Annotated in this window: 7 protein-coding genes; 3 read left to right on the top strand and 4 right to left on the bottom strand. The window is 71.6% G+C overall.

The genetic code is table 11. From position 1 onward, the window contains the following. Positions 1–25 precede the first annotated feature (25 nt). Entirely contained in the window at positions 26–826 is an 801-nt protein-coding gene (locus PV350_RS00255) for an SDR family NAD(P)-dependent oxidoreductase (RefSeq protein WP_499509982.1), read from the bottom strand. 87 nt (positions 827–913) lie between these two features. Here PV350_RS00255 and PV350_RS00250 point away from each other — a divergent pair, with 87 nt between their 5' ends. Beyond that, positions 914–1765 carry a helix-turn-helix transcriptional regulator gene (locus PV350_RS00250; RefSeq protein ID WP_500332444.1) on the top strand — a complete coding sequence of 284 codons (852 nt, stop codon included), beginning with the start codon at positions 914–916 and terminating at the stop codon, positions 1763–1765. Between the two features lie 35 nt (positions 1766–1800). Here PV350_RS00250 and PV350_RS00245 read toward each other — a convergent pair whose 3' ends face one another. Beyond that, entirely contained in the window at positions 1801–1971 is a 171-nt protein-coding gene (locus tag PV350_RS00245; RefSeq protein ID WP_500332443.1) for a hypothetical protein, read from the bottom strand. Between the two features lie 30 nt (positions 1972–2001). Next, the gene (locus tag PV350_RS00240) at positions 2002–2760 is read right to left on the bottom strand and encodes an SDR family NAD(P)-dependent oxidoreductase (protein WP_500332442.1); all 759 of its coding nucleotides are present in this window, start codon (positions 2758–2760) and stop codon (positions 2002–2004) included. A gap of 351 nt (positions 2761–3111) precedes the next feature. On the opposite strand from PV350_RS00240, the gene PV350_RS00235 reads away from it, so the two are divergent. Next, on the top strand, positions 3112–4017 hold the full coding sequence (locus PV350_RS00235) for an RNA polymerase sigma-70 factor (protein WP_500332441.1): 906 nt from the start codon (positions 3112–3114) through the stop codon (positions 4015–4017). A 170-nt stretch (positions 4018–4187) separates the two neighbouring features. On the opposite strand, the gene PV350_RS00230 is transcribed toward PV350_RS00235, so the two are convergent. Further along, a complete protein-coding gene (locus PV350_RS00230; protein WP_499509986.1) occupies positions 4188–4940 on the bottom strand; it encodes an aspartyl/asparaginyl beta-hydroxylase domain-containing protein in 753 nt (250 codons plus the stop codon). Positions 4941–5369: 429 nt separating this feature from the next. Between PV350_RS00230 and PV350_RS00225 the strand changes: the two genes are divergently transcribed. Beyond that, positions 5370–12425, top strand: a complete 7056-nt coding sequence (locus tag PV350_RS00225; protein WP_500332440.1) for a non-ribosomal peptide synthetase/MFS transporter — start codon at positions 5370–5372, stop codon at positions 12423–12425. The last annotated feature ends 7 nt before the right edge of the window (positions 12426–12432 follow it).

The raw sequence follows: 12432 nt of genomic DNA, 5'->3' as shown, positions 1-12432 counted from the left end.
CCGGTCCTTCAGCCGCGTCCCGGGCTCATGCCTGTATGCCGCCGTCGACCGGGAGCACGGTCCCGGTGACGTAGGAGGCGCGGTCGCTCAGGAGCCAGGCGGCGGCCTGGGCGATCTCGTCGGGGTCGGCCGCACGGCGCAGCGGGGTGCGCGCGTTGAGCTGGTCGACGACGCCGGGTGCGCGGTCGTTCCACTCACGGATCATCTCGGTCAGTGTGGTCCCGGGGGCGATGGCGTTGACGCGGATGCCCTCCGGGCCGTAGGTGACGGCGGCCGACTCGGTGAGGCTGTTGACCGCGCGCTTCATCGCACCGTAGGCGGGCAGTGTGGGATTGCCCCTCAGACTGCCGACGGACGAGTTGTTGACGATCGCCCCCGTGCCGGCGGTGGCCCGGATCGCGGCGACCTCGGCGGACACGGCCAGCCACGGACCCTTGAGGTTCACGGCGTAGACGTGGTCGAAATCCGCCTCGGGGACTTGGTCCAGCGGGGCCGGCGGCACGCTGGTCGCCGCGTTGTTGAAGGCGACGTCGAGCCGGCCGTACAGGTCAACGGCACGGTCGACGGCGGCACGGACACTGGCCCCGTCGGCCAGGTCGCACACCGCGTACTCGGCGGTGCCGCCCGCCGCCCGGATTTCCTCGGTCACCGCCTTGAGCTGGTCCTCCGTACGGGCCGCGAGCAGCACCCGGGCGCCCTCCCGGGCGAACAGCCGCGCCGCGGCGGCGCCGATACCGCGACCGGCACCGGTAATGAAGGCGACTTTGCCGGCCAGCAGGCCCATGGCGGCGGGGGTGGAGGTGTCGGTGGTCTGTGCGTTGTTCATGGCATCGAGCGTGCGTCCGACCGCGGAGCCGATCCAGGCACCGGCGGTACCTGGATCGGCATGGTGGCACCGCGCACACTGGATGGCGTGGACAGACGAGAACTCGCAGGCTTCCTGCGCGGCAGGCGTGAGGGCATCACGCCTGCCGACGTGGGTCTGCCCGCCGGGCCGCGCCGCCGCACCCCGGGGCTGCGGCGCGAGGAGGTGGCGCAGCTGGCGTTCATCTCGACCGAGTACTACACCCGGCTGGAGCAGGCCCGCGGCCCGCGCCCATCCCGCGAGGTGCTCGCCGGTCTGGCCCGGGCCCTGCGCCTGTCGGACGCCGAACGCGACCACCTGCACCACCTCGCCGGTGCCCCGCCCGGCCCGCCCGCCGGGCCCCCGCGTGAAGTGCGGCAGAGCATCCTCGACCTACTGCGGCGGTTGCCGCACGCCGCGGCGATCGTGCTGTCCGCGACGTACGAGGTGATCGCCTGGAACGACCTGGCGGCAGCCCTGCTGGAGGACTTCTCGGCTCTGTCCCGGCCCGAGCGCAACCTCGTACGCCGTGCCTTTCTCGCACCGCGATCGCGCGAGCGGCTGATCTACGACCCGTCCGAGGCGGAGGCGTTCGCCCACGCCGCGGCCCGGCACCTGCGTGCCACCGCCGCCCGCTACCCCGACGACCCCGAGGTGGCCACCCTGGTAGCGGACCTCCTCGCCGGCAGCGCGGAGTTCGCCCGGCTGTGGGCCGCCCACGACGTGCGCGCCGAGCCCACCCTGCGCAAGACCGTCCACCACCCGCTGATCGGCCGCATCACCGTGAACTGCGACGTCCTCGACATCACCGACCGCGACCAGCAGGTCGTGATCTACACGGCAGACCCCGGCTCGCCCGCGGAGGAGGCGCTGCGGCTCCTGTCGGTGATCGGCACGCAGCGCATGGACGTGTCCGGCTGAGCCGGACGACGGCGGCAGTCCGGTCACGACATGGTTCAGACTCCGCCGGGCCGTGCGAGTGACCGCGCGAGGCGCTGCGCCACGTCGTCCACGACGTCGGGCTCGGGTCCGGTCCACGTCTCGAATCGTCCGCCGATCGCTTCCTCGACCAGCACCTCCCCCGTGGCCGCCGGCACGCCCCAGCGTGCGAGGAACGAGGCGAGCACCCGACTGCGGTGCCGATTGAGGGACAACCCTTAGCTGAGGGCGATACCACCGTTGACCTTGATGCGTTCGCCGGTGATGAAGCCGGCGTCCGGTGTTGCGAGGAAGGCCACGGCGGCGGCGACGTCTTCCGGTCGGCCCATGCGTCCCAGTGGCACTTCGGCGGCGTATGCGGCCAGGGAATCGGGGTCTGCTCCGGCGTGCCGTTCGACCGGGATCCAACCCGGGGCGACGGTGTTCACGGTGATCCCGAACGGGCCGAGTGCTTGGGCCCAGGACTTGGTGAGGCTGTGCTGGGCGGCCTTGGCGGCCACGTAGGCCGACATCTCGGGCACCGCGCGCTCCAGCACGTCCGAGCCGATCTGGATGATCCGGCCGCCTCCGCGCTCGCGCATGGCCGGCAGCACCGCCTGCATCAGCAGTGTGGGGCTCTTGACGAAGAACACGAGCTGGGCGAGATGGTCTTGCCAGGTCACCGCTGCCGGATCCACATCGGGCTGCGGGCCGGTTGCGTTGACGACGAGAGTGGCGACCGGGCCGAGGCGGGCCGTCACGTCCGCCACGAGGTCGGTGACGGCGGCCTCGTCGGTCACGTCTGCGGCGAAGGCCCCGGCGGTGCCGCCCGCGGCGCGTACGTCCGTCACCACCCGGCGAGCGGCTTCGGCCCCCGAGCGGTACACAACGGCGACCGGGTGTCCGTCGGCCGCGAGACGTCGGGCGATCACTGCGCCGAGGCCACGCGAGGCCCCGGTGACCAGCGCGGTACCGGTGATGGCTGCACCTTCAGGCATGAATGCAGCGTACATGGACGTATGAACGTCAATGGCTCGCGGGCGCACGTTGTGACGTGGCAGACAGCAAGCATCACAACAGTGTCACGGAGGCGCCACGTCATGAGTGAGCGGCCCTCCCCGAAACGACGCCACTAGCACGCCCACATGCCCGTCTACCAGGCGCGACGCCTACCCGTCCCCACGAAACACGCCGTCCACCTCGATGATCAGACCGTGTGATAGGTTCATCCGGCATTGAGTTCAGGGGGCGGTCCGACCTGGATCCCATGGCAAGCAGGACCACACCGCTCAGCGCGCGTCCCACTGGGCCTGCCCTGAGCCGTGGTGATGCGAAATCGGAGGCCACTCATGCGTGCGGGTGATGACGCCGACTCCCTTGAGCAGGCGACGAGGGATTTCATGGCGGCGCGTCCCCGACTCTTCGGTATCGCCTACCGCGTGCTGGGCAGTGCCGCGGAGGCCGAGGACATCGTCCAGGAGACGTGGCTGCGGTGGCAGACCGTCGACCGTGGCGACGTCAAGGATCCGGCGGCGTTCCTTGCGACGATCACCAGCCGTCTCTCGATCAACTACGCCAAGTCGGACAGGATGCGGCGCGAGTCGTACGTCGGGCCCTGGCTTCCGGAGCCGGTCGACACCAGCGCGGATCCGCACTTGGGAGCGGAACGGGCCGAGGCACTCGACATGGCGGTTCTCTTCCTGCTGGAGAAGCTGAACCCCGTGGAGCGGGCCGCCTACGTGCTGAGGGAAGCTTTCGACTATCCGTACAAGCAGGTCGCGGACATCCTGGAGACGAGCGAGGCCAATACGCGCCAGTTGGTGAGCCGTGCCCGGAAGCATCTGGCGGCGGAACGCAGGGAGCCGGTCAGTTCCACCGCACACCGGCGTCTGCTGAAGGCGTTCGTCGCGGCGGCGCGAACCGGCGATCTGGCGGCACTCGAGGAACTGCTCGCCGCGGACGTCGTCAGTTACGCCGACAGCGCGGGCACGCGCGGAGCATCCAGGATCCCGGTCGTCGGCCGGGCAGACGTCTCCAGGACTCTTGTCGCCTACTCCCCGCGCTTCTGGCCCGAGACGGAGATCCGCTGGGTGGAGGCCAACGGCAGGCCGGCTGCCCTCGTCTCGAACCGTGGCGACGCGGTGGCGCTCGTGACTGCCGATGTGTCAGAGCGAGGCATCGAACGCGTCATGTGGGTGGTGAGCCCCGCCAAGCTGGCCCCCTACGTGGCATCACTGGCCTCCACCCACCCGTAGCAGGCATGGTGTTCACCGTCTCCAACGCGGGAGGGGCGTTCCGGTCCCGCAGCCGGCGTCGCGGTTCTGCGTGGACGGGCCCCGCCGCGCCTTCGTGACCCTCTTCCCGGCCGGCCGCGTCCGGCCGGCCGGGAAGAAGGCCGGCGCGACGCGGGGGGACGCGCCCGGGATCAGCCCATCATCTTGCGGATCTCCGTCATGAGCGTGACCAGCGCGGCCCGTTCGGGCAGCGTGGTGTGCGGGTGCCAGAGGTCCACGAGGAGACACGTCCGGGTCCGCGTTCCGTGGTTCCACGCCTCGTGCTCGAAGGAGTAGTCGAACAGGAGGGCCTTGCCCTCCTGCCACTGCCGTGTCTCGCCCGCGACACGTATGCCCGCACCCTCGGGGATGTCGATGGCCAGGTGCAGGTTGATGCTGAAGTTCCACAGGTCGCAGTGGGGTGCGATGGAGGCACCGGCCAGCAGCGTCGAGAAGTGCGACTCCAGGAGCGGGCAGATGATGCCCGGCTTCACGGCGTTCTCCTCGAGCACCCGGAACGCGGTCGGCGCTATCGGTGCGGACTCCTCGACGAGAGCGCCCTCACGGTAGAGGTACAGGGCCTGCCAGTTCCGCTGGCGGACCAGGTAGTGCTCGTAGTCGGAGAAGCTCTCCCGCTGCCGCGCCCAGGCTTCCTCCTGCTCGGCCTTGATCTGCGCGTGGTTGCTCTCCAGCGCACGGACGAGCGGGAGCAGTTCGGGGTAGGCGTACGGGTCGTGCCAGGGGATCTGCGGGACGCCCGGCAGTACCCACTTCGCCGCCTGCTGGAGCGGGTGGCGCTGTTCGGTGAGGCCTCGTGGCTCCAGCATCTGCTCCACCCGGGCCAGTGAGTCGGCGCCGTGTTCCGCCTTGATGGCGGCGAAGTGCTCGTCGATCTCCGGTGTCACTGCTCTCTCCCTGGGGCTGTTCGTCACCGCGTTCGCCATGTGCGCACCCCGCCTCGAGGTGCGCACCATGCGGGAATCCTCGCGCTCGGGAAGTCGTGGGCAGCGGCGCGCCGCAAGCCCGGCTACCTCCACGTCAGTTGATAGCGCGCTTGATCCACTCATCTTCTGCATGCGTGAGGCCGGGACATGAACAACGCCCGGGCACACGGGAGATGGGGCATGAACGCCGGGCGGGCGGCCGTCGCGGCTGCCTTCATTCCTTCGGAAGTGCGTGACGCCCGGGATGTCCATGGCCTGGTCCGTGAACACTTCCCCAACCGCTGCGGCACGCCCCGGCATCACATGTTTCTCTCGGTGTCACACCGTGTTGTACAAGATCACCTCTATGGTTGCGCGGAATCCGATCACCCGAACCAGTGAAGGAGTTCCGTGAGCGAGGCAGTCGTCGGTCGTGCGGCCGTACCGGAGCACGACGGTCCGGTCGACATCTGGGCGGCCGTCGCCGCGTGGGCACGTCGTGCTCCTCAGGCGGCGGCGATCGTCGAGCAGACGAACGTGACGACGTACGCGGAGTTGGCCGAGCAGGTCACGGCCCTCGCGGCGGAACTCGAGGGCGCCGGGGTGCGCGCCGGGGATCTGGTGGGGATCCGCCTGCCGCGTGGCCGCCGGGCGATCGTCGCGATGCTGGCGGTCTTGCGGGCAGGGGCCGGGTACGTGCCTTTGGATCCCGCGTATCCGGCGGAGCGCACGCGGATGATGCTCGAGGACACCCGTCCCCGCGTCGTCGTCGACGAGGACGGGATCTCCGGGTACGGGCCCGCCGGGACCGGGCCTGGGCCCGTGGAGCCGGGCACGGCGTACGTCATCTTCACGTCGGGCTCGACGGGCCGGCCCAAGGGCGTCGCGGTACCGCGGACCGCCCTCGACGCTTTCTGCCGCGCCGCGGTGGACCGGTACGGCCTGGACGACCGCGATCGTGTGCTGCAGTTCGCGTCCCTGAGCTTCGACGCCAGCGTCGAGGAGATCTTCCCCGCGCTCGTCAGCGGCGCCGCGATCGTGCTGCGCGACGAGGACATGATCAGCCGACCGGACCTGTTCCTGAACCGCTGCGCGGACCTCGCGGTCACGGTCCTCGACCTGCCGACCGCCTACTGGCACGAGCTCGTGACGGCCCTGGTCCGCGGTGAGGCCACCCTCGCGGCAACGGTCCGGCTGGTGATCATCGGCGGCGAGGCGGCCCGCGCCGACCTCGTCCGCGGCTGGCAGGACGCGGTCGGCACCTCCGTGCAGTTGCTCAACACCTACGGGCCGACCGAGGCCACCGTGGTGGCCACCGTCGCCGAGCTGACCCGGTGGAACGGCGACCAGGTGCCGATCGGTCACCCGCTGCCGGGCGTCACCTGCCGCGTCGTCGACGCCGAGGGCGGGCAGGCCGACACCGGGGAACTGGTGATCGGCGGCGCCGGCGTGGCCACGGGCTACCTGCACCGGCCCGACCTCACCTCGGACCGGTTCCGCCCCGGACCCGACGGCGGCCGGGAGTACTGGACCGGCGACCGGGTCAGGCGCGCGTCCGACGGCGGCCTGCTGTTCCTCGGCCGGCTCGACGACCAGGTGAAGATCCGCGGCTTCCGCATCGAACCGGGCGAGGTCGAGGCCGCGTTGCGCGCGGACGACGCCGTGGCCGACGCCGTCGTCCTGGTCGAGGAACGCGCCGGGCAGCAACGCCTGGTCGGCCATGTCGTCGCGCTCCCGGGGACCGACCTCGCGGCGGTGCGCACCGGGCTCGGCCGCCGCCTGCCGCCGTACATGGTCCCCGCCGTGCTGACCGCGCACACGTCCCTCCCGCTCACCCCGCAGGGCAAGATCGACCGGCAGGCTCTGTCGGAGGTGACCGACGAGGCCCCCGTGTCCTCCCAGGGCCTGACGCCGGCGCAGGCCGAGATCGCCGAACTGTGGGGCGCCCTGCTCGGCGTCGGTGAGATACAGCCGGACGACGACTTCCTGGCACTCGGAGGCAACTCCCTCGCAGCGGTCCGGCTCATCGGCGCCCTGCGGCAGCGGTACGGGGCGGAGTTGACGCTGAGCCGGCTGTTCGCAGCGCCGACGCTGGCGGCGGTCGCCGAACTGATCACCGGGCCTGCCGAGGTCGAGGAGACCCCGGCCGACGGCCTGCCCGAAGGGGTGGACCTGCCGCTGACCCCGCTGCAACGCGACTTCTGGGTGGCCGAACGCATCTGCGCCGACCTGCCCGCGCACACCCTCGGCGTGCGGTTCCGGTGGAACGGCCGCATCGACATGGCGGCGATGACCAGGGGCCTCGACGAACTCGTCCGGCGGCACCCGCTGCTCCGCGCGCGCTTTCCCGACGACGGGACCGAGCCGCGGATGGTCATCGGCGAGCACGGGCGCATTCCGCTCACCGAGCGTTCCGGGGCGGACGGCGCCGTCACGGTCGGCAAGACCGACCTCGTCGACGGGCCATTGGCGCGGGCCTTCGTCGTCCGCGGCGACAACGACGACGAACTCGTGCTGCTCATCCACCACCTGGTGTACGACGGCTGGTCCGGGGCGGTCCTGTGCGATGAGCTGGCCACGCTCTACGATGCGGCGCTGAGCCACCCCCAGGCCGCCGACGGCCTCAGTCCGGCCGCGGGGCTGCCCGCACCCGTCGCCGTGCCCGACCTGGCCGCCCGTTACGCCCGCGCCAGGGAGGACGCCGGCCTCGCGGCGTACTGGAGGGACCGCTTCTACGGCGCCGACCTGGAACTGGAGTTGCCGGCGGACCGGCCGAGGCCCGCGGCCCGCTCCTTCGCCTCCGCCCGCATCGGCCGACGGCTCGACCCGGAGCTCCTGGCGCGGCTCACCGACTGCGGCACGGCCCATGGCGCCAGCCTGTTCATGGTGGTGCTCACCGGCCTGCAGGCCCTGCTGACCCGCTACACCGGGCGTACCGACGTCACGGTCCTGTCGCCGGTGGCCGGCCGGAACAGCCCCGACCTGGAGGGCGTGGTCGGGCCGCTGCTCAACATCCTGCCGCTGCGGGGTGACGTCGCCGGTGATCCCTCCTTCGCCGAGCTCCTCAGCCGGGTCCGCGACGCCACGCTGCGCGACCTCGACCACCAGGGCCTCGCCCTGCCCGACCTGGTCGGCACGCTGGGGCAGCCCGGCAGCGGAAACCGCAACCGCCTCAGCCCGGTCGTGCTCACGGTGCACAACATGCCCACGCCGCGGCACCAGGCCGTGCGCTACATCGGCGAGGTCCCTCCGGCCGCGACCCTGGTGGACCTCTCCGTCAGCCTGGACTTCCCGGCCGGCGGGCCGGAACTCAGCATCGACTACGCCACCGAACTGTTCGACGCCGCCCGCATCGAGGCGCTGCTCGGGCACCTGCTGACCCTGCTCGAAGCAGCCGCCGCCGACCCTGGAGCGGCGGTCGCCCGGCTGCCCCTGCTCCGCGCGGACGAGCAGCAGCGGATCCTGCACGACTGGAACGACAGCGCCATCGCCCTTCCGGACGCGACCGCGTTGCACCAGCTCTTCGAGCGCCATGCCGCGGTCGCTCCGGACGCACCCGCCGTGACCTTCCGCTCCGCGACCATCAGCTACGGCGAGCTCAACGGCCGAGCGAACCAGGTTGCGCGCAGGCTGCGGGCCGAGGGCGTGCGCCCCGGCGACCGGGTCGCCATCGGCCTGGACCGGGGCATCGACCTGTTCGTCGCCATGTGGGCCGTGCTCAAGTCCGGCGCGGCGTACGTACCGCTCGACCCGGCCTACCCGCAGGACCGCCTGGACCACATGCTGCGGGACAGCCGGTCGAAGGTGCTTGTCGACGCCGATTACCTCCGCGGACCGCTCCCGTCCGACCGCGGCGACCTCACGCCGGTGAACAGCGGCTCCGACCCGGCGTATGTGATCTACACGTCCGGATCGACGGGCAAGTCCAAGGGCGTCGTCGTCAGCCACGGCAACCTGGTGCACGCCGTCGCCATGTGGCAGCACGCCTACCGCCTGGAAGCCGGGTGGACGTACCAGCAGGCGGCCAGCTTCTCCTTCGACATGTTCGTCGGGGAAACCCTGCGGGCCCTGTGCACCGGCGGCCGGCTGGTCGTCGTCCCCCGGGAGACCCTCCTGGACCCGGCCGAGCTGTACGACCTGATGCGCGGCGAGCAGGTCCAGTGCACGGAACTGGTCCCGGCGGTGCTGCGCAACCTGCTCGCGCACGCCCAGCGGTCCGGGCAGGGCCTGGACTTCGTGCGTCTGCTCATCGGTGGCGGCGAGAAGTGGCACGTACGGGAGTACGAACTGGCCCGGCGGCTGGTCGGACCCGGAAACCGGGTCGTGAACGCGTACGGGGTCACCGAGGCGACGGTCGACAACGTGTACTTCGACGGCCCGGTGCACCACCTCGCCGACGAGGCCCCGCTGCCGATCGGCCGGCCGTTCCCGAACAACCGGGTCTACGTCCTCGACGCGCACGGCAGGCCGGTGCCCCCGGGCGTGGTCGGCGAGCTCTACCTCGGCGGTCTGGGCGTAGCGGCCGGATACCACGACCGCCCCGAGCTGACGGCCGACCGCTTCGTGCCCGACCCGTACGCTCCCGAACCCGGCGCCCGCATGTACCGCACCGGCGACTCGGCCCGCTACCACCTCGGCGGCGACGTCGACTTCCTCGGGCGTCTCGACGACCAGGTCAAGGTGAACGGCTACCGGGTGGAGCTCGGTGAGGTCGAAGCAGCGCTCGGCGCGCTGCCGGACGTCGTCGCGTGCGCGGTCGCGGTCCATCCGCTGCCCTCCGGCATCGCCCAGCTCGTCGGGTACGTCGTCACCCACTCCGTCCGGCCGCCGGACGAGACGCTGATCCGGGACGCGCTCAGCGCCACGCTGCCCGTGCACATGGTTCCGGCGCGGCTGATGGGCCTGCAGGCACTGCCTCTGACGCCGAACGGCAAGCTCGACCGCCGCAAGCTGCCGCCGCCCGGCGACGACGGCGGCAAGGCGTCCGGCACGGCGCCCCGCACGCCGCTGGAGGGGCGGATAGCGGCCGTGTGGAGCGAGGTGCTCGGCATCGACGGTGTCGGCATCGACGACAGTTTCTTCGCCCTCGGCGGTGACTCGTTCGGTGCCCTCCGGCTCATCCGGCGCATCGAGCCCGCACCGACCCTGGTCGAGCTGTACCAGCACCCGACCGTGCGCCGGCTCGCCGCCCTGCTGGAAGCGCGTGATCCCGCGGTGGCCGGGGAACACAGGCTGCTGCACCGGCTGACGCCCGCCGAGGCCGACCCGTCCACCGGCGGGATCACCGTCGTGGCCGTCCCCTTCTCCGGGGGCAGCGCCATCGCGTACCAGCCGCTCGCCGCCGCCCTTCCGGACGGCTGGGCCCTGCACGCCGTCGAGCTGCCGGGCCACGACCTTACCCGGCCCGACGACGCACTGCTGCCCGCCGCCGAGGTGGCGGAACTGGTCCTGACCGAGATGAAGGCGATCGAGGGACCGGTTCTGCTGTACGGCCACTGCCTCGGCGTCGCGGTGACCGTCGAGCTGGCCCGGCGGGCGGAGGAGGCAGGTCTGCCCCTGGTCGGCGTGGGGCTCGGCGCCGGCTTCCCCACGGCCCGGCTGCCCGGCCGGTTCTTCGACTGGTTCTACCGCCTGGTACCCACCGACCGGTTCACCTCCGACCGCGAGTACCTCGCCTACCTGCGCGGGCGTGGTGGCTTCACGGACGTGGACGACCCGGAGCAGGAGGCGTTGGTGCTGCGCAACGTGCGCCACGACGCCCGCGACGCCGAGGAGTACTTCACCGCGGCGTACGGGACCCGGGCGGAGCCCCTGCGCGCACCGGTGCTGGCCGTCGTCGGCGCCCGCGACCGGGTCACCGAGCACTACCAGGAACGCCACCAGGAGTGGCGGCACTTCTCCGCCGACGTGGACCTGGCCGTCCTTCCGAAAGCCGGTCACTTCTTCGTCAAGAGCCATGCGGAGCCACTGGCCCGGGAACTGGTCTCGTTCGCCGGGCGCTCCACGCCGGCACCGCACGAGCCGCAGGCGGCGGACAACGTACCGGGCCCGTCTCGGGGGGAGCGCGCACCCGAAGCGGATCACACCTCCCCTGCGGGCCTCGGCCTGCGGCGGAGCCGCTTGCTCGAACCGAGCCTGAAACGGTTCGCGCTGGTGGCGTTCGGCCAGTTCGTGTCCATGATCGGCAGTGGGCTCAGCGCGCTGGTCCTCGGCATCTGGGTGTTCCAGCAGACCGGATCCCTCACCGACTTCGCCACCGTCAACGCGATCGGACTGCTGCCCGGCATCCTCGCCGGACCACTGGCCGGAGTCGTCGCCGACCGCTGGGACCGCCGCACGATCATGCTCGCCTGCGACGGTGCCGCCGCGGCGGCCATCGGCACCCTCGGCGCCCTCATGTTCACCGGCGGCATGCACCTGTGGCACGTCTACCTCGCGGTGTCGGTCACCTCGCTCGCGGGCGCGTTCCAACGGCCCGCCTACCTCGCCGCCGTCGCCCAACTCGTGCCGAAGCGGTACCTCGGGCACGTCAGCGGCGTCACCCAGCTCGGCATCAACGTCGGACTGGTCTTCGCCCCCATGCTCGGTGCCGGCCTCGTGGGCCTGATCGGCGTGCCCGGCGTACTCGTCGTCGACATGCTCACCTTCGCCGTCGGCGTGCTCACCCTGCTGCCGGTCCGCTTCCCGGACCTGATGTTCCGCCGCCGTGAAGAGCCCTTCCGCACCGAGCTCACCGCGGGCTGGCGCTACATCGCCCGGCGACCGGGGCTGCGCGCCGCGCTGCGCTTCTTCGTCATCGACCACGCCTTCTACACCCTCGGCTTCGCCGTCATCACGCCGATGCTGCTGATCGAACAGAGCCCCGCGGTCCTGGGCCTCGCGCTGGCAGCCGGCGGCCTCGGCGGGCTGGCCGGCAGCCTGCTGATGGGTCTGTGGGGCGGCACCGCACGGCGCGCGAACGGGCTGATCATCTTCATGGGCGTCGGCAGTCTGGCGATGGCGGTCGTCGGCGCCGGCACGACACCCGCCCTCGTGATGACCGGCATGTTCCTGGTGGCTTTCGGTGAATCCCTCGCCGAGGGCCACTGGATCGCCCTGGTGCAGAGCAAGGTCGGCTTCGAGCTCCAGGGCCGGGTCCTGTCGATCTTCATCACGGTGATGCTGCTGACGATGCCGCTCGGCTACCTCGTGGTCGGGCCGCTCGCCGAACGCTACGTACAGCCCCTGCTCGAACCCGGCGGCGCGCTCGCCGGCACCGTCGGACACCTGCTCGGTACCGGACCCGGCCGCGGTCTGGCACTGCTCGTCGTCATCAGCGGCCTCCTCCAGCTGGCATGGGCGGTGCGCGGGTGGTTCAACCGCCGGCTGCGGCTGCTCGAAGACCACCTGCCCAACGCCGTACCGCCCGCCGAGATCGGCTCCCGCGACGACCTGCAGCGCGAAGCCGACGCCCTGCTCACCCGCTAAGGAATCC

It is taken from the genome of Streptomyces sp. PA03-6a, from assembly GCF_033792765.1.
Lineage (GTDB): Bacteria > Actinomycetota > Actinomycetes > Streptomycetales > Streptomycetaceae > Actinacidiphila.
Note: the sequence above shows the minus strand (reverse complement) of the source record. Positions and strands in the feature narration are given on the sequence as shown.